Source organism: Kribbella sp. NPDC050470 (assembly GCF_044458365.1).
Taxonomy (GTDB): domain Bacteria; phylum Actinomycetota; class Actinomycetes; order Propionibacteriales; family Kribbellaceae; genus Kribbella.
In genome coordinates this window covers 279,641-297,383 of sequence record NZ_JBITHV010000003.1, presented here as the reverse complement: position 1 = coordinate 297,383, position 17,743 = coordinate 279,641, and the positions used below count along the sequence as shown (strand labels likewise).

General features: G+C 66.9%; 20 protein-coding genes. 3 read left to right on the top strand and 17 right to left on the bottom strand.

Features of this window, described 5'->3' with window-relative positions:
• Positions 1–54 precede the first annotated feature (54 nt).
• The 12 genes from ACIBGM_RS09890 to ACIBGM_RS09835 form a co-directional block, all read right to left on the bottom strand.
• A complete protein-coding gene (locus ACIBGM_RS09890; protein WP_396385103.1) occupies positions 55–1,197 on the bottom strand; it encodes a tyrosine-type recombinase/integrase in 1,143 nt (380 codons plus the stop codon).
• Positions 1,197–1,433, bottom strand: coding sequence for an excisionase family DNA-binding protein (locus tag ACIBGM_RS09885; protein WP_396385102.1), 237 nt, complete (start codon positions 1,431–1,433; stop codon positions 1,197–1,199). The genes ACIBGM_RS09890 and ACIBGM_RS09885 overlap by 1 nt, the downstream gene beginning before the upstream one ends.
• A 47-nt stretch (positions 1,434–1,480) precedes the next feature.
• Positions 1,481–2,788, bottom strand: coding sequence for a DUF3631 domain-containing protein (locus ACIBGM_RS09880; RefSeq protein WP_396385101.1), 1,308 nt, complete (start codon positions 2,786–2,788; stop codon positions 1,481–1,483).
• On the bottom strand, positions 2,785–3,654 hold the full coding sequence (locus ACIBGM_RS09875; RefSeq protein ID WP_396385099.1) for a bifunctional DNA primase/polymerase: 870 nt from the start codon (positions 3,652–3,654) through the stop codon (positions 2,785–2,787). The genes ACIBGM_RS09880 and ACIBGM_RS09875 overlap by 4 nt, the downstream gene beginning before the upstream one ends.
• 2 nt (positions 3,655–3,656) lie before the next feature.
• Complete coding sequence (locus ACIBGM_RS09870) at positions 3,657–3,902, bottom strand: hypothetical protein (RefSeq protein WP_396385098.1); 246 nt, start codon at positions 3,900–3,902, stop codon at positions 3,657–3,659.
• Between the two features lie 25 nt (positions 3,903–3,927).
• A complete protein-coding gene (locus ACIBGM_RS09865; RefSeq protein WP_396385097.1) occupies positions 3,928–4,350 on the bottom strand; it encodes an RRQRL motif-containing zinc-binding protein in 423 nt (140 codons plus the stop codon).
• On the bottom strand, positions 4,350–4,553 hold the full coding sequence (locus ACIBGM_RS09860) for a hypothetical protein (protein ID WP_396385095.1): 204 nt from the start codon (positions 4,551–4,553) through the stop codon (positions 4,350–4,352). Before ACIBGM_RS09860 ends, ACIBGM_RS09865 begins: the two co-directional genes overlap by 1 nt.
• 16 nt (positions 4,554–4,569) lie before the next feature.
• Positions 4,570–4,830 (bottom strand): hypothetical protein, encoded by a 261-nt coding sequence (locus ACIBGM_RS09855; RefSeq protein ID WP_396385094.1) that lies wholly within the window; start codon positions 4,828–4,830, stop codon positions 4,570–4,572.
• Positions 4,831–5,077: 247 nt separating this feature from the next.
• A complete protein-coding gene (locus ACIBGM_RS09850) occupies positions 5,078–7,345 on the bottom strand; it encodes a cell division protein FtsK (RefSeq protein WP_396385093.1) in 2,268 nt (755 codons plus the stop codon).
• 20 nt (positions 7,346–7,365) lie between these two features.
• The gene (locus tag ACIBGM_RS09845) at positions 7,366–8,385 is read right to left on the bottom strand and encodes a hypothetical protein (RefSeq protein ID WP_396385092.1); all 1,020 of its coding nucleotides are present in this window, start codon (positions 8,383–8,385) and stop codon (positions 7,366–7,368) included.
• Positions 8,382–8,651: a hypothetical protein gene (locus tag ACIBGM_RS09840; protein ID WP_396385091.1), complete on the bottom strand. Its 270-nt coding sequence runs from the start codon at positions 8,649–8,651 to the stop codon at positions 8,382–8,384. The genes ACIBGM_RS09845 and ACIBGM_RS09840 overlap by 4 nt, the downstream gene beginning before the upstream one ends.
• Complete coding sequence (locus tag ACIBGM_RS09835; protein ID WP_396385090.1) at positions 8,648–8,896, bottom strand: DUF6284 family protein; 249 nt, start codon at positions 8,894–8,896, stop codon at positions 8,648–8,650. The genes ACIBGM_RS09840 and ACIBGM_RS09835 overlap by 4 nt, the downstream gene beginning before the upstream one ends.
• Positions 8,897–9,125: 229 nt before the next feature.
• On the opposite strand from ACIBGM_RS09835, the gene ACIBGM_RS09830 reads away from it, so the two are divergent.
• Entirely contained in the window at positions 9,126–9,959 is an 834-nt protein-coding gene (locus ACIBGM_RS09830; protein ID WP_396385088.1) for a GntR family transcriptional regulator, read from the top strand.
• A complete protein-coding gene (locus ACIBGM_RS09825) occupies positions 9,959–10,534 on the top strand; it encodes a GNAT family N-acetyltransferase (RefSeq protein ID WP_396385087.1) in 576 nt (191 codons plus the stop codon). Before ACIBGM_RS09830 ends, ACIBGM_RS09825 begins: the two co-directional genes overlap by 1 nt.
• Positions 10,535–10,628: 94 nt before the next feature.
• On the opposite strand, the gene ACIBGM_RS09820 is transcribed toward ACIBGM_RS09825, so the two are convergent.
• From ACIBGM_RS09820 to ACIBGM_RS09800, 5 genes are all read right to left on the bottom strand, one after another.
• Positions 10,629–11,657: a hypothetical protein gene (locus ACIBGM_RS09820; RefSeq protein ID WP_396385086.1), complete on the bottom strand. Its 1,029-nt coding sequence runs from the start codon at positions 11,655–11,657 to the stop codon at positions 10,629–10,631.
• 11 nt (positions 11,658–11,668) lie between these two features.
• Positions 11,669–12,778 carry a hypothetical protein gene (locus tag ACIBGM_RS09815; RefSeq protein WP_396385085.1) on the bottom strand — a complete coding sequence of 370 codons (1,110 nt, stop codon included), beginning with the start codon at positions 12,776–12,778 and terminating at the stop codon, positions 11,669–11,671.
• A 218-nt stretch (positions 12,779–12,996) separates the two neighbouring features.
• Positions 12,997–13,707: a hypothetical protein gene (locus ACIBGM_RS09810; RefSeq protein WP_396385084.1), complete on the bottom strand. Its 711-nt coding sequence runs from the start codon at positions 13,705–13,707 to the stop codon at positions 12,997–12,999.
• Between the two features lie 358 nt (positions 13,708–14,065).
• Complete coding sequence (locus tag ACIBGM_RS09805) at positions 14,066–14,779, bottom strand: phosphatase PAP2 family protein (RefSeq protein WP_396385083.1); 714 nt, start codon at positions 14,777–14,779, stop codon at positions 14,066–14,068.
• A gap of 125 nt (positions 14,780–14,904) precedes the next feature.
• Positions 14,905–15,543, bottom strand: coding sequence for a helix-turn-helix domain-containing protein (locus tag ACIBGM_RS09800; protein ID WP_360514535.1), 639 nt, complete (start codon positions 15,541–15,543; stop codon positions 14,905–14,907).
• A gap of 151 nt (positions 15,544–15,694) precedes the next feature.
• Here ACIBGM_RS09800 and ACIBGM_RS09795 point away from each other — a divergent pair, with 151 nt between their 5' ends.
• The gene (locus tag ACIBGM_RS09795) at positions 15,695–17,725 is read left to right on the top strand and encodes a hypothetical protein (protein WP_396385082.1); all 2,031 of its coding nucleotides are present in this window, start codon (positions 15,695–15,697) and stop codon (positions 17,723–17,725) included.
• The last annotated feature ends 18 nt before the right edge of the window (positions 17,726–17,743 follow it).

Below are 17,743 nucleotides of genomic sequence, written 5' to 3'. Positions count from 1 at the left end.
GTTTCTGACCTGGGGTTTCGTCATCTCAGTGACCGGATTTCGCCGCCGTGCCCGTTACGTGCCCGATGCCACCGCGAGACCGTCGTCCGGGTCGTCCCGCAAACCCTCCGCGACGAGTTCTGACATCGCCTGGGCGACTCCCTGGTGTCGCCGGTCGCTGGTGTGGAGGTAGATGAGAGCTGCCCTGCTGCTGGCGTGACCCATGCGGTCCATCAGTTCGCGCAGGGTCGCGCCTGACTCGGCTGCCCAGGTGTTGCCGGTGTGCCGCAGGTCGTGGAAGTGGACGCGGCCGGTCAGACCTGCTCCCTTGAGCCCCTTCCTCCAGTTCCGCTGGAACGTTGACCTGCGCAACTGTGCGCCCTTGGCCCCGGTGAAAACGAATGCTTCAGGCGTTCGTTTGACGTAGATGTCAAAGTGCACGCGCAGGTCCTGCATGACGATCTCGGGGAGGTACACGGTCCGGCGGCCGGCGGCCGTCTTAGGCGGACTGATCTGCAGTTCGCCAGTCGGCAGCTCGACCGCCGCCTGCCGAATCCTGACCACCCCACTGACCAGATCCACATGTCGCCGCTGGAGCGCGGCCAACTCACCCCAGCGGAGGCTGCCGAGCGCTGCTACCAGGATCAGGGCTCGAAACCTCGGGTGCATCGCATTGGCCAGCTTGTAGACCTCGGCAACAGTCAGCACCGGTCGTTCCGGACTGCGCTCCACAGCAGCTCCTTTGATGTAGCACGGGTTGGTCTTGATCAGCCGGTCCTCGACTGCCGTCGAGAGAATCGACCGCAGCAGCCGGTACGCCTTGGCCGCCGTCACGGGCCCCAGGCCGCCATCGAGCAGGGAGTGCCTCCAGCCACGCAGCATCGGCGCAGTGAGTTCAGTGAGCGGCTTGGCACCCAGCGTTGGGGCGATGTGGTTCCGCAGCAGGCCGCCGTACAGAACGAGCGTCTTGGACCGGAGGCCGGGGCGCTCGCGGATCCACTTCTGCGCGTACTCCCCCAGCGGTACCTCACCTGCAGCCGGATCGATCCACTCATCTCGGGCCAACTCGGCTTCCTTCAGCGTCAGCCAGCGCGCCGCGTCGGTCTTGCTCGCGAATGTGTTCGGAGCAGGCCGGTCGATTCCGTCCGGGCCGGGGTACCGCGCCTGGAACCGGCCGGACGGCAGCTTGCGGACTCGTCCAAATCGTCTCTTCGCCATCAGGCGGCGTTCCTCTCCAGAGCTACTCGGATGGGTTCGACTGTGTTCTGTTCGATCAGCTCGCGGATCGCGGACTCGGGGATGCGCACCATGCGGCCGATGCGCACGAACCGGATGCGACGCTCAGAGATCAGGCGTCGCGGGAACCGCACGCCGCTGGTGTTGAAGGTGCCGAGCATGACCGCCGCCTCCTGCACATCGAGCAGCCGGTCACTGTCACTCGTCGGGGTCGTCAACGTCGTTCTCCTCGGGGTTGGTGGAGCTGTCAGTTGGTGGCGTCTGCTCATGCGCAGTGCGATCGGTCGTTGTCCTCGGCAAGATCCGGAACCGCCCTCGGGACCCAAGGCGTACCAGCCGTACCAGCCTCGTTTTCGCAGGTCAGGCCCAAGGAGGCTTGGGTGCTTGGTACGGCTTGAGCCGTACCAGCGGTGGAAGCCTCCTCGGGGCTGACCTGGGAAGTTACGGCTGGTACGGCTGGTACGGCTTCCCCACCGGCGGGTTTTGGCTCGGGGCAGTAGCGGTTCCATGCATCGGTGAAATCGCTCCGGAAGTAGCCCTTGGCTTGGCCGGTCGGGAACCGGATCGTGTCGCTGCGGATCTCGAAGTCCCGCAGCAGGTTGCCCATCTTCATGGCGGTGAGTCCGGCCGCGCCCATCGTTGCCCAGGGCGCTTCGGCGTCGCTGCGGAGTCGGTCGAGCAGGGTCTGAGTGGGCAGCGCGTCGGCGTCCTGGAACGCCGTCCGGCAGTCAGCCAGGAGCCGGGTCGGGATCGACCCTTCATCGCCCGCGTCGCGGTCACTGGTCAGCGCTACGGCGGCCTTCCTGGCAGCACGCGGCCACTGCCCGCCGGCCAGGTCGGCGACGGCGATCATCGGCTCCCAGGTGTCGGCCGCACGGTCCTCTAGCGGCATGTCCGGGGTCGCGTTCCGCAGTGCCTTGATGTTGACCTTGACCCACTGGTTGAGCCGTTGCCGCAGCTCGTCCAGCTCGGGACCGTCGCGGCCGACGCGGTACGGGGCGACCTTCTCGCCGAGTGCGCGGCGACGCATCCGGATGACGGCGGCCCGGTCCTCGATCGTGTCCGGCATCGCGCCGATGCCGGCGAGCGCGGCCATGGCGAACGTGGCGATCTTCTCCACGTTTCGAGTGCCGGCGTCGTACCGCAGCGCGGGGCGGCCGCGCTGGTGCCCGGCGTTGAGCAGGCCGCGCAGGTCCTCGTTCTCGCCCGCCTTGGGGCCAAAGATTGTGTCGGCCTCGTCGATCAACAGCGTCGGCGGATCGCTCGGCGTCATGCCGATCGACCGGTAGACCGCGGACGGCGAGGCGTTGACGGTCATCAGCGGCCGATGGCTCATCCCTTCCACCATGTCCAGGAGCCGCGACTTCCCGCACCGGCGCTCGGGTGCGCGGATGACCAGCCGGGGCGCGCAGTTCCAGGCCGGTACAGCGTGGGTGGCGGCGATCCACAGCACCACCGCGACGGCAGCGGACGTGTTAGGCAGGATGACGTAGCGGGCGATGGTGGCGGCCACGTCGTCCAGCAGCTCGGCACCGTCGATCGGTTCGGGTGTGGTGTCGGTCGGGGTGGTCATGCGGCGATCCCTTCGTCACGGAAGCCACCGGTGATGGCGGCTCGGATGTCGCGGGCGGTCTGCTCGGCTTGCTGCCCCACATCGGTCAGTGCGGCGATGGCGTCGGCGTGGTTGATCGCACCGGCAGCGACCATTCGCGCTACACCTCGGGCGGCGCCGTAGAGGGTCGTTCTTCGGCGGCCTTCGGGTGCGTTCCGTACGGCGTCGAGGTGCGCGGTGAGCAGCCGTTCGGGGTGGGAGATGCCCCCCGCCTCGACGGTGGCGATTTGGCCGGCGGGCGATGCCTCGGGCTCAGCTGGTGGCAGGCAGGCGGTGACGAGAGCGGGGGGCATCTCCACCACGTCGGCCGGGCCGGTGCCCCACCGGTACGGCTGGTGGGTGCGGTGGTGGATCGATGGCGGCAGCACGACGTACCCGCCGTCGGCCTTGATGTCGATCCCCGCCCGGTCCGGCATCGGCCGCGACTGCATGTCGCCGCCGGGGTGGCGGTAGTACAGGTGCACGCCGCCGGATCCGGAGCGCACCCACAGCGTGCGCGGCACCAGCTGGTCGACGACGAGCCCGGCCAGGCTGCGGTCGCCGCCGTGCGCGGGGTCCACGTCGACCACCAGCAGCCCGGAGCTCGCGCCGGTCCGGACGGCGAGCTGCCCACCGGGGACAGCCGCCACGATCGCCGCGACCCTGGCCGGGTCGGTGCTCGCGGCGTAGAACCCGTGGCAGGTCAGGTGCCCACAGCACGCCGGGTCGTGGGCGTCTTTGGGGCAGTCGGGGCAGTTGGCGACCGGCCGCTTGGACCGTCCGAGCAGGAACACCGGCCAGCCACGGTCGGCAGCGGCCAGGGCGGCGGTCAGGATGGGGTTCGTCATGGTCACTTCCCAAGCCAGTCGCCGCCCTTGGTGGCCTTCTTCCACCGCTGGATCGGGACGCAGCCGCGCGACGTGGTGCCGTCGTCGTGGCGGACCTTGATCCAGTGGCAGGTGTTGGTGGTCTGGCCGGACCGGCTGGTGGTGATGCCCTTGTCGGTGACGGTCCCGGCATCCGGGACACCCGGGTCGCATCCGGTCGCGACGGCCAGGACAACGACCGCGAGCGCGGCGGCGATGAGGCGGTTCATGGGTGGGTTCTCCTCGAGGTGGTGGTCAGGCAGCGTGCTGGTAGCTGGCGGCGATGCAGTCGTTGCAGCGGCCGTCAGAGGTGGGGATGCAGTAGTCGGTGACGGCCTGGCAGAGCTGGCAGGTCCGTCGGGCTTCCATCGCCTTGTCCTGGGCGTCGAGCTGCGCCGGCGACGGCACGCGGGAGGGCCGGGCGAGGTCGAGCCGGTACAGCCAGGCCCAGCGTTTGCCGTTGCGCCAGACCAGCAGCGCGTACGGCTCCTGCCCTCCCGGGCACATCCGCATCGAGCGGAGCTGGCGGCGGGTGGCCAGGCCTGCGGGGGCCCACCGGAACCGGAACACCGGCGTCCCGTGCAGGTCCCAGCCGAGTGCCTTTGCGCCGTTCCACAGCTCGATCCAGCGCGCAGCGGCCGGGTGCAAGCTGGCGCGGTCGATCGCCTGCGTGGCCATCAGCGACGCCACCAACGGCGCTTGCGGTCGGCGCGGTCGAACCGTTCCCGCGCGGCAAGGGCTTCGGCGGTCTCGTTGTTGTGCGAGTAGCGGTTCAGCTCGGTCAGCGCGGCGCGGTACTCCTCGCGCGGCGTCAGCGGCCGTTCCGGGTCGGTCGTGCCCTGGCTCTTGGCGACGGGCTTGCGGGGTTTGCGGGTGGCCATGGTGGTGTCCTCCGGGTCAGCGGTTGCTGTGGTGGTCGAGCAGGCGGCGGCCGATCCGGATCCGGCGGCCGGTGCCTTTGCAGCGGGGGCAGTTGCGGAAGGCCTTGCGGTTCGGGGAGCCGGACTTGCCGGTGCCGTGGCAGCGACCGCAGTTGGCGTAGGGCCAGATCCGGCAGCCGAGCAGGTAGCCGACCCCGAGCACGACCGCGGCGGCGGCCAGCAGCAGGAACGACGCGGTGGTGACGAGCGCGGCCAGCGGCGGGACAGACTCAGACATCTCTGTCACTTTCTGTAGTCGGATCAGGGCGTGACGGGCCGGGGCGGGCACCTGGTGGTGGCCGTCCTGGTTGGGTGGTTCGGGACGGTTAGCTGCCGGTGATCGGGTTAGGTCTGTAACTCACCGGCCGAGTGGGGGCTAATGTGACTCTGACCTGCGGAAAGTTAGCGAGTGAGGCGAGTTAACCCGGGGCCGGAAACCGCTGCTCAGAGCCCGATTCCGGCAGTCTCCGACCCCGGGGCGGGAGCTAACTCGCGAGCTGTCCGGCTTCGTCGCCGGTCTCGTCGGTGTCGGTCGAGTCCTGCTCCCGCCGCACGAGCGCGTCACGGACGGTAGCGGGGTCGATGGGGTAGCGGTTCCCGGTCGAGGGGACCTTGATCCCGTGCTCAGCGCGCAGGGTCTCGCGCAGCGCCTTGCCGGTCAGCGACTGATACGGGGCCCAGGCCGGGGCAAGTCGCTTGAGCAGCGCGGGCACGTCCGCGCTCGGCACCGGGTCGTCTCCGAGGACTTCGTCCAGGTCGGCCAGCAGATCGCGGGTCTCGATCTGCACCGGGCGGGAGTCCGGCACGCTCCGGCCGAGCTTGGCGATCGCGTCCAGGGACCGCTGGATCAGCGGCGTCACCTGGTCGTTGCCCTTGGCCACGTCGAGGTAGTACCACTGCAGGATCTCGGACCGTTCGCCGGTGAAGCCCTTGACGACGGCGGTGCCCTTGTCGGTGCCGGGGATCAGCTCGGTGGCCCGGTGGCCGGCGGCGTACGCGCCCTGCCCGAGCAGCGCGTCGTTGGCGACGTGGTCACCGACCGCGAACGCGATCCCGTTGGAGCAGTTGCGGGTCACGTCGCGCGGCATCGAGTCCCGCGTCGGGGCCTGCGTCGAGACGATCATGTGGATGCCGCGCTTGCGTCCGAGTTTCACGATCTCGACCAGCAGTTTGGAGATCTCCTTGCCGTAGGTGTCGTCGGTGATCGCCACGTGCGCTTCCTCCAGCAGGCACACCAGCGGGTGCAGCCCAACCCCCGCGTTGGCGAGTTCACGAGTCACCGCCGGGACCTCGTAGCGGATCAGCAGCTCGCCGCGCCGCTGGACCTCTTCATGAACGTTCACGAGCTGGTCACGGATCGCTTTCATGGAATCGTCGTCCGCGCCCATCACGTAGGACGAGCAGCGCGGCTTGAACACCTCGAAGTCGAAGTTCGTGTCCGGCACCCAGATCCGCAACTCGGCGGTCGGGTCGAGTGCGCACCCGGCCATGATCGCCCGCGCTGCCGAGGACTTGCCCTGCCCCGGCATGCCACCGGTCATCGTGTTGCGTTCCATGATCGGCGCGAGCAGCGCGTCACCGCGCAGCGTCCTCCCGGCCGGCACGCCCTTGAACACGTCCACCAGACCGCCACCGAGTAGCGGGTACTCTCCCGCACCCTCAGCCAGCGCGCCCTTGTCCGCGATCCACACATCCAGAATCCCGGCCTCGCTGCCCGTGGTCGGCCAGACCTCCTTCGCCGCCCGGTGCAGACCGGTCGCCAGGTCACCGCGACGGCGCGCGATCTTCTCGGCCGTCACACCGGCGGGCAGCCGCACCACCGCGTGCGTACCGCGGCCATCCACCCGGGCGGGGGTGATGAACTGCAGCTTCAGACCGGCTTTCAGGTACTGGGTGATCGCCGGGATCCGCAGCGCCTCCAGCGCCTTCGCGATCGTGGTTTCATCGATCGCCACATCCCACGCCGCATCGGCCGTTGTGACCAGCCACGACGGCGGCTCAGCGCGGCGCTTGCCCTCGCGCCAGGCGGCCAGCACGATCAGGAACGGTGCCGCGATCGACACCCCTGACCAGATGAGCGCACCGGCCGCGATCAGGAAACCGATCAGCGCGAAGAACCCCAGCCACACACCCGTGAACGACCCGTTCCCGGTGGCCTTGGTCAGGATCGCGATCAGCAGCACCAGCAACGGCACCCCAACCACCGTCGCCACACCGACCTTCAAGACACCCCAGGCGAGCTTCGGCAGATCCATCAGGCGACGGTGACGGCGCTCTGTGGCCATCTCCTTGCGATCGGTCCACTCCTTCAACTCCTCGCGATCCCCAACCGCCTCCGCCGCCTTGATCTGCCGTCGGTACACGCCCATGGTCGAGGCATCCCACGCCCGCTTCGCCCACGACTCCACACCCTGCACGACCGTGAACCCCTCGCGCAGCAGCACCTTGCCTGCCGTCCTGGTCTTGTCGTGCGTCGCGACAGTCTTTGACGCACGCGCCACCAGCTGCGTGGTCGTCACCGCACGGCGCACCAGCGCGCCACGGTTGGCAAGACGGCGGTCCAGCTCAGCCGACTCCTCATCGGTCAGAATCTCGCCCTCGATCACCTCAGCCTCGACCACCACGGCGGCGTCATCGTCGATGCGCTCGGCCGACTCGTGGACGATGCCCTGAGCAACATCCTGCGTCGTGTCCTGCGTCGTCTCGTCGCCCGTGTCGTGCTCGTCGTTGTGAAGCTTGCGCACGTTGTCCATGCCTGTTCGCTCCCTATCGGTCAGGCCGCGACCCGGGCGGGCTCGCCCGGTGCGTCCGTGTCTTCGGTGGTCGTCTCGTCGCTGGCCTGCGCGGCGGGCTGGGTGCTGGCGATGACTCGGCCGTAGCCGTCACTGATCAGGTGGTCGCGGACACCGGCCGCGACCTTCGCGGACAGGCCGGTTGAGCAGCCAGTGGCATGCCGCGCCCACGCCGGGGTGATCTCACCGATGTCGCCGCCGCCCGCCGCGTCGATCGCCGCGACCCCCTCAGCCACGTAGTCAGCCAGCAACTTCCGGCCGGTCGTGCTGGGCTTGGCGGGCTTCCTGTGTGCCCGTGACTGCTTGGGCTTGGTTGAGGTCGTCTGTGCGGTCTCGATCACCTCAGCGGCCGTCTGCGGTGTCTCGGCAGCGGTGGGCAGCTCGGCAGTGGCCGGGGCGGTGTCGAGGCGGTGAGATGCCCCCTCCGGATCGGCCTGCGCGGCGGCCCGCTCCGCCCGGAGCACGGCTTCGGTCAGCCGGTCCCGCAGCACCGGGGCGGTCTCGGCAGCGCAGAACACCAGCAGCGGCGGCACCGAGTGCAGCACGATCCCCGCCACATCCAGCCGCACGAACGAATGCCACGTGTTCATCGCGTAGGTGGCGGCGAACGCGAACCGCTTCGTCCGGCCGATCCACTTCGTGTGGTCGCTCACCTGATACCGGGCGGTGATCTGCTCAGCGCGCAGAACCGCGATCAGCACCAGCGACACCATCGGGTCCAGAAGCCACGCCGCGAACCACGGCAACGACCACAACACAGCGCCTTGCGCGGCGAACGCCTGGACGTTGACCATCGTGAACGCCAAACCCAGCACGATCCCGACCCACATGCACCGGTCAACCTGCGTGCGCACCGACTCCACCCGCAACGCCACCACATCGGGATGAGTGGACAGCGCACGCACCTGCGACGCCTCCGCAGCAGCCGTGCGCAGCTTGTCCACGCTGTTGGGTGTGCCGGTTGCCGGCGCTTTCTCCGCGGACTGCGTGACGGTGCTCATCGGCCGTCCTCCTCGCCGCTCAGAACCCGCTTGGCGTCGGCCAGGAAGCCAGTCAGGATCCACAGCTCGCCGCACGCCGTCGCGGCCTCCGCCGACACACCCGCCTTCCCGGCCGGGGGCATCCCCCCGCAGAGCACGAAGCGCGACAGGTGCTCAAAGCGCGCCCGCAGCTCGTCCTCCACGGCCTCGGCGCTGTCGATCCCGAGCCGATCGGCCCACACCTCATCCAGAAACACCGGATCGGAGATGCTCGGCCGGCGACTCATGCGGCACCGTCCTCGGCGGTCTCCCGGTCGGCCAGCTCGCGGCCAACCTCCAGAACCCTCCGCTCGGCACGGCGCACCCGGCGACGATCCAGGGTCGACGCGGCAGGCCCCGCGTTGATGAACGCGATCTGCGCGTCCAACAGGTCCAGCTCAGCCGCGATCAGCGGCCATTCCTGCTCAATAGCAGCCAGGTCCGCAGCGGACGGCTCCTCGCTGCTGACTGCCGACAGGTGGATGATGCTCATTGGGGTTGCGCTCCTCTTCAGATGACTAGTGCGACCCGGACGCCTCGGCGGTGGCAGCCGCCGGGGCGTCGCTATGAGTCTTGATCCCGATGGTAGGTACCAAGTCCATTTGGTCGGTACCAAGTGCTGTTGGTAGGTACCGAATCACAGATCGTGGCCAACGTGCAAGCCCTTGGACCCAACCAAGTTGACTTGGTACCGTCCAGGAGACCGCGACGAAGGGACTCAGGTGACCAGCTCGACCCGCTGGGAGGCGCTGTATGAGCAGCTCCACTCAGACATTGATCACGGCACGCTGCCGCAGGGCTCACGGGTTCCGGCCGAGCGTGAACTGATGGAACGCTTCGGCGTCTCTCGCAACACCGTTCGGACCGCCGTCGGACGACTCGAACAGGAAGGATTGGTCGAAGACCTCGGCGGCAGCCGTGGACGAGTCGTCAGCCGTCGAATGCGACTCAACTTCGACATGTCCAAGTTCGAGCTGGGGGCGTACACGGATGACCCGGCGAACGGCAAAGACCAGTGGCTGGCCGGGGTCGAGGCTGCCGGGTGGACCGGCCGTCAGGTCGTGGTCGACGTACGCGAGTTGCCCGCGCCCTCGCAGGTAGCCGAGTTCCTCGGTCTCGACGGACCCGGCGTACCCGTCGTTCGTCGTCGGCGGCTCCGTCTCGTCAGCCGTCCCGCGGAAGGCGTTCCTGAGCGGGTCGCGATGATCGCGGACACGTGGACGCCACCCGACATCGCTTACAAGCTCATCGACGGCCGAGCACCCCTGATGAGTCCTGAAGACACGACCATGCCCGGCGGCATCTATCACGCCCTCGGGTTCCGGCAGGTGCGCTTCATCGACAACATCGAAGTACGAATGCCAACCGCCGAGGAGGCCGAGCTGATGGCGCTGTCGCCCGGGACAGCCGTTGGCCAGCACGCCCGCATCGGCATCGACCAGACCGGCCGCCGCGTTCGCGTCCTGATTCACATCTGGGCAGGCGATCGCCAAGTCATAACGTACGACCTGGCCGTCCCTGAGCGCCGTATGCCGGCCAACGGAGATGCCCGGTGATGACCTACCACGTACGCGTTGCCGGAGACGACGACGTAGACGGAGTACTCGCCCTGAGACGGCACGCTGAAGCCTGGCTCCGAGCGGCCGGGATCGAACAGTGGACCCGAAGCGCGTACGGAGCCCGCGTCATCAAAGGATGGATCGGGGCCGGTAGCACCTTCGTCGTCACCACCGACGACGGCGAGATCATCGGCAGCCTGTCCCTCGATGCGGGCGACCCGGATTTCTGGACCGACGACGAACTCAAGGAACCGGCTCTCTACCTCTACAAATTCATCATCCGATCCGACCACCGAGGCACCGGCCTCGGAGACATCCTGCTCGACTGGTCCGGCTACCGCACCGAACTGTCAGGCAACCTCTGGCTCCGCCTCGACTGCTGGCGCGACAACTCCGGCCTCCACAAGTACTACCTAGACCGCGGATTCCGGTACCTTACGACCCGGTCACACCCAACCCGCATGTCCGGCGCACTCTTCGAACGCCTCGCCGAACTACGCCTAGCCTCCAATGCACCCCTGCGGCTCATCGACCACAACTTAGGCGAGCAGTTCCACCCTGCCACAGGCTGAATGATGGGATCGCGGGACGCGGTCAATGCAAAGCCGGATTTCGAACCACCGCGTCATCACAATCAGCGACCAGCGAAGGAAGCAAGCTCACCCTCTAACTGTACGCCTGAGTAAAGACACTAAATACGACTCCTACGAGCAGATAGCACAGACGATTCCAATCTGTTTCATCCACATATGGTTCCGATGATGCGCTCCTAAAGTGTACGATCTTATTTCGAAGCGCATAGATCGCTTTACCCGCTTGAGGGTGAATCTCCCTGTCCTCCCGCACGGACACGCTCAAGCATTCGCAGATATCGGCCAGGTCCTGCTCAACAGCATGCTGCAACACAAGGTTGAGGCTTTGCGCTTCCTGCGGATGCCACCCAATCTCGTCGTCAAGCGCCTCAGCCACCTCCTGCCATCGAACACTGAGATTCAACCTATCAACAAGGCGACGCGACGATTCGTATGCGTATGTTGCCTCAATACAGCGGTACAGAGCCATGAATAGACTCCGTGGATCAGCGTCGAACATCGATCGACAGATGGCTGGATATGGCATCGAGGGTATAGCTAGGCCTGTAAGCGTCACCAGCGCATCCGACAGTTTGTCCCCGATCCACGAACCGCCGCGCATACATTCCTCGGCGCAGATCATCAGGTAGATTCGCCAGACTGCGTCTTCATCGAGGACCTGCGAACACTCAAGCACTTGGATCACAGGAAACAGGGACTGGATGGCATCGGCAGAATGTCCGGAGTACTCCGGGTCTTCCGCGCTGGCGACTTCGACGATGTTTCGCACAGATGCCGGCCCCACAGATGGCGCAGGCTGAATCGTACTTAGCAAGCAGACGGCCATCCCCCCGTTGACCGTCAGCGGAATCAATGTCGACAAGGTCGGCTCGAAGTCAAACCCGATGAGTCCGATATAGTGTTGATCAGCCAGGCGCAGATGACTAAGCGATCTATGATTTCCAAACTTAAGGACCGAGCTCACTTTTAAGTTCTTTAGGAATTCCCTGTCGACGGTGTCGGAACTGACATATCGGACCTTGCCAGGATTCTCAAGGGTCTCACCGCGACGGATGCAGAACGACTCAAGATTGGAGAACAGGAGCGAGTTAGCCTGCTTCATGTCCCTACTCATCAGTTGGCTCGCCAGCATGGCTCCAGGTTGTCGAGCGAGAAGTCCTCCTCAACTAAGACCTTGAATGCTTCAGAGAACACCGCTCTCTCGTAGCGTCCTACCTGCCCGACGCGTCGATCCAAAACCTCCTGCAACACGTCTAATCGCAGGTAGTCAGCAAGTTGTGCGTCATCGAAGCTGTCCAACTTCTTGATGAGCTGCGCTTCTGCATCGGCCAGACCTTTGAGGCGGCGGGAACGATCGGCTGTAGTACGACTTGCGCCGGGCCTACCGAGCACCGCCGTACCGATAGCCACGATGAAGCCGATTCGAGCCGGCTGAGCGCCGAAGATGTCACGTCCCTTTGTGAAGCGTCCACTGCTGGCCGGCTCATATCGGGAGAAGGCCTTGTCGAGCTGAGCCATGAGCGACAAAGACTCGTAGAACTGAGCTTGAAATTCGCTTTCCGAAAGATTCTCGACGAAATCGAGACGAGAGAACTCGTCCGAGACGACCTCTTTCGTGTCCACGGCTGTCTTTCTGAGGGAGAAGGCTATGTACAATTCCACGACAGCATCGCTTGAATACTGCGCCGCGCCAACACGTCGCCCCCGGTTATCCGGCGAATAGAGCTTCTCAAGCTCAGGGACGTTGTCCTTGATTTCCTTGAGCAATGGCGAGAAGACCACGGAGAGCTGCCGACTCATTGTCCAGGGCACCTGGCCGGTATTCAGGACGAGCATTCGGTAGATCATCGCGCGTACCGACGTGGCAAACCAGAACTCCACTCGCAGCTTACGATCAGCCACGTGAGGATCCTCCGCATTGGCTTCCAGGAGGGCTGCGGTCCGCTGCATGCCGTCGATGATCGACAAATTCTCTAGGTCCTCCGGGCTTAAAATCTCCTCCACAGAGTCTGCATCCTCGTCGGGCAGGCTCTCGAACAACTCATCATCAATGACTGCTCCAATCACAACCGGCGGGAGCACGGCACCCAGCTTCAGATCGGCAACCATCCGCGTACGAATGCGCTTTGCCGTAGTCGTAGTTAGGACATCGCGCTGCCCCGAAAGAGCTCCCTGAGTCTGATGTGCTGTGCGAACCAACTCCAGGTAGTTCGCGACCGTCATCGAAGTCTGCAAGGACCAGCAGCTCGTGCGCTCGTCGTATAGCCAATCCACGGCGGATCTCCACCCCATCTCTCGGTCCGGGTGCTTAATCTACTTGTCATTGCGCCCTCGATGACAGTCAGACTTTCCTGGCGCGTCCCCTCTTCCTGGAATCTGCGGTGAGCAGGGCAACTCCTGGGACTGCATCCAGCATCCCCGGTCCCACCTAGCGGCCGACCTCAGAGAGAGTCCAGCCAAGCAGCAACTAGCTGGCCAATCATGCTGCGAGCCTGGTGAAGCGTCATGGTGTGCTTTGGCTGGCCCGTCGGCCCTCTGGCGTGACGCGCGTCCGCACCGCTAACTGTTGGCAGGTTGGCGGATGCAGTGAATGCCTTGAGATCGGTGGCAGGCACCCAGCCCGTAGCGAGTAGCGCCGCCTCGGTGCCGACGTCGCCTCGTACGATCTCGTAGACCTTGTAGAGGTCGAACCAGTCGAGCCCCACCACGTCCTTGCCAAGCAAGTCCAGTACCTCGCCGACGTCGGGATGAGTCTCCGCCGCCTCGAGGTACGCCGGGGCCGGGGATGGCGGCGGCTGCTGCTGCGGTTCTCCGTTGACGACGAACGTCATTGGGAGTGCCCTGGAGCGTTCCTCGGCTGTGCCGAGCACCATGACGTGCTGGTGTTTGCCATCACCGCTGGTGAAACGCCCCGTCAGTCTGACAGGCCGGTACCCATCGGTGAGGGAACGTGCAACGCCATTGGCGCGACGCAGGATCACTTCGGCGGCATCACGCAGACGCCCACCATCCTCGAATAGTCCATCGAGTGACGAGGCCGCGAGGTAGTACCCGTCTGCGTCAGAGCTCACCATCGGCTCGCCGTACCCGAACAGGTCAGCAAGGGTGTCGAGATCGAAACCATGGCCTTCGAGGCGGACTTTGACTGCCACCGGAGCAGGATAGCTTCACCGCGCAGCGGAGGTCGGCCGTTCGAGATCCACCCTCCCACAAGCTCGCACCGGTCGCTGGCGCGCTGTGCCCGATTCGTGCCCGATCGGACGGCACCCTGCGTGAACCGCCGGTCAACAGCGGTCAATTCAGATCGGGCGGCCGCCTCGCCGGCCCTCATTCCGCGCGGACTACGGCTGACAATTCTGTTCCCAAGCTGACAGTGCGGGTTCGATTCCCGTCACCCGCTCCATTTGTCAGGACAAAGTCGAGCCCGGGTCTTCAGGACCCGGGCTCTTCGTTCGTCTGCTGTTGGTTGCCTTGGCACCCTACTTCCGACAATTCGGCTTTTCGGCTGGATCAAACGGTTGACTCAGGCAATCGTCGGGTGGTCTCACGGTCGAGCAGCAGGCCGGCCATCCTCGTGGTGAGTGGAGTGGCGATGAGTAGGAGCGCTGCGACGAGGGTTGCGCCGAGGACGGTGCCGGCTGCGACGTCGTGGGGGTAGTGGACGCCGGCGGCGACTCGGGCCAGCGCGACTCCGGCCGCGAGCGGCAAGGCGAGGGCGGCGAGTCGGGGGCGCAACAGGGCGATGCCGATGGCCAGGCCGGCTGCGAGGGTGGCGTGGTTGCTCGGGAAGGACCAATCACCTGCCGCGGGACAGTGCGCGATCACCTCGGCGCCGGGCACAGCGCGGCACGGCCACTCTTCGTCGACCGCCAACTTCAACGCCTCGCTCAGGCCGTAGGCGACGACCGTCCCGACGCCGGTGAGCAGTACGACGGCCACCGTCCGGGCGTCGCGATAGTGAAAAGCCACCCACAGAAGAAGCAGCCCCAGCGCGACGAGCAGGCCTCCGCCCGCGAGGTCGACCAACGACCCCACCCAGGACGGCGCCTCCGCCACCACCTCGTTCACCGCCCTAAACGCCGACGCGGAGTCGCCGGTCGTCACCCGCACCGGGACGGTCGTCCCCAGACCGCCCGGATAGAGCAGTACGACGACGACCGTCCCCAGCGTCAGCACGCCCGGCGAACCCAGTACCCGACGGACTCCGTCGTACCTCCATGTCATGACCTCGACGCTAGGAGCGACGACGAGCCGCCGCAGTGAGCCAAAGTCCTACCGGCCCCCTGACGATCGTCAGGTTGTTGCCTGGAGCACCTTGATACGCACCGGAGCGCCGCGGCCGCGCAGCGTCAGGTGGGGAGAGCATCCTCACTCCTGGAGAGATAGGGCGCGATCATCAGGTCCAGCTGCTCGGTCAGGAACTCGTGCAGCGAGCCCCAGCCGTTCACCGCCCAGACCTGGAGGGCGCCGTTGAAGCAGACAAGGGTGTGGCGAGCCAGCGCCGGTACGTCGGTGTCCGGCCGCAGCTCGCCGGCCTCACGGGCGGCCAGGTAGAGGCGGGCGCAGCTGTCCACGATCGCCGCGGAGTGCGCCAGCGCGTGCGCCCGGAACTCCGGGTCGGCGACGTCGAGCTGGACGAAGCCGAGGCCGTTGCCGAGCTCCTCGCGGTGCTTGATGTGGGCAACCGCCGTCAGCGCGAAGTCCCGCAGGATCGCGAGCGGGGAGGTGTTCCGCGCCTCCGCCTCCTCGACCGCCCGGAGCACCATCAGCGGCGACCGGGCCGCCGAAGCGAGCAGCAGGCCGCGCTTGGAGCCGAAGCGCTGCATCAGCGTCGGCGGGGCCAGGCCGACCCGCTCGCCGACCGCGGCGAGGGTCAGTTTCACCGGTCCCAGCTCGGCCAGCACCTGGCGGGTCGCGTCCAGGATCACGTCGTCGCTGACCAGCCGCGGCCGGGCCACTCCAGCACCTCCGAGTTTGTGAATCGCCATTCGTTAATTCATGAACAGTAACAGATCCTTGTGCGATCAGTTATCCAGAGCAACGGGTGAACGACGGGACCCGAAGAGGGCCCGTCCCGGGAGCCCGTTGCCCGGTCCACCCGCCGCGGGCTGGGTTCGTCGTACCAACGGGAGCCTCTTCATGCGTTTCGCCCGCACCGCCCTGGGCCTGTTGCTGACCCTGGCCGGCCTCGTGGTCACCATCGCCGGAGCAGTCGCCGCCTTCTGGCTGGTCGGCCCGGACAACACGGTCACCACCGGCAGCCGCCAGTTCACCAGCCAGGGCCTGGCCGTCATCTCCGCGCCCGACCTGCTCGACCGGCACGGACCGACCCTGCACGTGACCGCGACCGGCGACAAACCGGTCTTCGTCGGCGTCGGGCAGGACCTCGACGTCGCCGACTACCTGGCCGGCGCGTCCCACACCCGGCTGATCCGGTTCGACCCGCCGGCCACCTTCGGCACGCAGGAGATGCGCGGCCGCAGCGCCCGGCTGACGCCGCCGGCCGAGCTTGACTGGTGGGTCGCGGAGGCCGGCGGGACCGGCCGGCAGTCGCTCGCGTGGCCGATCCAGGACGGCCGGTACGACGTGGTCGTGATGAACGCGGACGGCACACCCGCCGTGGGCGCCGACGTCCGGTTCGGCGTCGAGGTTGAGCGCGCGTTCGGGGTCTGTCTGCTGGCGCTGGGCGCCGGCATCCTGGTGCTCGCCCTCGGCCTGGTCCTCACCTTCCGCCGCCGCAAGCCGCCCGGGGTTGCCCCCATCCCCCGCCTGCTGCCCGCGCCTGTCGCCATGCCGGCACCCCAGCCCGCCGCCCTGCCTGAGCCGGTTGCCACCCCGGAGCCGGTCGCCACCCCGGTCGTGCGGCAGCCGGAGGCGCGGCTTCCGGAGCCGATCGGCGCTGCGCCGATGCTGATGACGCCGTCGGCGGTGGCCAAGGCGAAGGCGAAGTCGCCCGCGTTCCTGGTCGCGGTCGGCGCAGTCCGGGCCGACGACGAGCCGCTGTACGAGACGCAGTACGACGAGCCGCAGTACGACGAGCCGCAGTACGACGAGAGCCCGTACGACCAGACGCCGTACGAGACTGCCTGCGAGACGACCCTCGAGACCACCTACGCGATCACCGAGTACGACGAGGAGCCGGAGACCGTGCGGCTCGAGGAGTCGCCGGAGTTCGAGCGCAGCGACGAGGCGGTCCGGAAGACCGCCGCCCTGCTCGCCAGCGGCGCTTTGTTGCTCACGACAACGAGCTGCGGACTGCTGCCCGCCAAGAACAGCATGGCCGCGCCGGAGACCCGCCCGGCCGTCACCCTGGCCGACGCGCAGGCCGTGGTCGCGAAGTACAACCAGGTCAACAACCAGGCGAACCAGGCCCGCGACGCCAAGCTCGCCGAGACGATCGAGGCGAATCCGACGCTGGCCCAGACCCGGGCCGGCTACCTGATCGGCCGCAAGCTCGACCCGAGCGGCAAGGACAGGAACAAGCCGTTCACGTACACCGAGCCGCAGATCGGCGCGCCCGAGTTCGGGTCGTACCCGATGCGGTTCGTGGTCAGCTCCGGCGTCTCGACCGACCCCGGCAGCCGTCAGCTCGGCGTCTGGCAGCGGCAGAGCGCCGGCACCCCGTGGCTGCTGACGAACTCGGTCTACCCGCTCAAGACGGTGAAGCTCCCGTCGATGGAAGGCCTGCGGACGCCCGCCCAGGCCGACCTCGACCAGCTCGCCGCCCAGCCGTCCGCGGTCGGCGCGGCGCTCGCGTCGTACCTCTCGACTGGCGGGAAGTCGAAGCTGTTCACCCCCTCGCCCGGTACGACGTCACTCCTCGAGCGGCGCGCGAAGTCGAAGGTGGCGGACACCGACGAGAGCTACATCGCGAGCGTCGCCGACACCTTCGCGGCGTCCGGCGAGCCGCTCACCTTCATCACCTCGACCGGCGAGGCGCTGGTCTTCCTCTCCCTCACCGAGCAGTACCTGCAGCGCGTCGAGCCCGGCTCGAACGCCTACTGGACCAGCGGCGAGGCGACCGCGTTCAGCAGCATGGTCAAGTACACCCAGACCATCCACCAGGACTACCTCTACCAAGCCGCGCTGGTCATCCCCACGAAGTCCGCCGGGGGCCCGACCCGCATCCTCTCCATCGACGGCCAGCTGGTCGGCGCCGGAGGTTCCTGAATCATCAGCATGCAAGCG

Excerpts from the sequence above, each read along its gene's own strand:
- ACIBGM_RS09840 (WP_396385091.1), bottom strand. The coding sequence starts at position 8,651 with ATGAGTCGCCGGCCGAGCATCTCCGATCCGGTGTTTCTGGATGAGGTG.
- ACIBGM_RS09850 (WP_396385093.1), bottom strand. The coding sequence starts at position 7,345 with ATGGACAACGTGCGCAAGCTTCACAACGACGAGCACGACACGGGCGAC.
- ACIBGM_RS09845 (WP_396385092.1), bottom strand. The coding sequence starts at position 8,385 with ATGAGCACCGTCACGCAGTCCGCGGAGAAAGCGCCGGCAACCGGCACA.
- ACIBGM_RS09880 (WP_396385101.1), bottom strand. The coding sequence starts at position 2,788 with ATGACCACCCCGACCGACACCACACCCGAACCGATCGACGGTGCCGAG.
- ACIBGM_RS09825 (WP_396385087.1), top strand. The coding sequence starts at position 9,959 with ATGACCTACCACGTACGCGTTGCCGGAGACGACGACGTAGACGGAGTA.
- ACIBGM_RS09875 (WP_396385099.1), bottom strand. The coding sequence starts at position 3,654 with ATGACGAACCCCATCCTGACCGCCGCCCTGGCCGCTGCCGACCGTGGC.
- ACIBGM_RS09820 (WP_396385086.1), bottom strand. The coding sequence starts at position 11,657 with ATGAAGCAGGCTAACTCGCTCCTGTTCTCCAATCTTGAGTCGTTCTGC.
- ACIBGM_RS09815 (WP_396385085.1), bottom strand. The coding sequence starts at position 12,778 with ATGACGGTCGCGAACTACCTGGAGTTGGTTCGCACAGCACATCAGACT.
- ACIBGM_RS09800 (WP_360514535.1), bottom strand. The coding sequence starts at position 15,543 with ATGGCGATTCACAAACTCGGAGGTGCTGGAGTGGCCCGGCCGCGGCTG.
- ACIBGM_RS09805 (WP_396385083.1), bottom strand. The coding sequence starts at position 14,779 with ATGACATGGAGGTACGACGGAGTCCGTCGGGTACTGGGTTCGCCGGGC.
- ACIBGM_RS09890 (WP_396385103.1), bottom strand. The coding sequence starts at position 1,197 with ATGGCGAAGAGACGATTTGGACGAGTCCGCAAGCTGCCGTCCGGCCGG.
- ACIBGM_RS09865 (WP_396385097.1), bottom strand. The coding sequence starts at position 4,350 with ATGGCCACGCAGGCGATCGACCGCGCCAGCTTGCACCCGGCCGCTGCG.
- ACIBGM_RS09860 (WP_396385095.1), bottom strand. The coding sequence starts at position 4,553 with ATGGCCACCCGCAAACCCCGCAAGCCCGTCGCCAAGAGCCAGGGCACG.
- ACIBGM_RS09835 (WP_396385090.1), bottom strand. The coding sequence starts at position 8,896 with ATGAGCATCATCCACCTGTCGGCAGTCAGCAGCGAGGAGCCGTCCGCT.
- ACIBGM_RS09795 (WP_396385082.1), top strand. The coding sequence starts at position 15,695 with ATGCGTTTCGCCCGCACCGCCCTGGGCCTGTTGCTGACCCTGGCCGGC.
- ACIBGM_RS09870 (WP_396385098.1), bottom strand. The coding sequence starts at position 3,902 with ATGAACCGCCTCATCGCCGCCGCGCTCGCGGTCGTTGTCCTGGCCGTC.
- ACIBGM_RS09855 (WP_396385094.1), bottom strand. The coding sequence starts at position 4,830 with ATGTCTGAGTCTGTCCCGCCGCTGGCCGCGCTCGTCACCACCGCGTCG.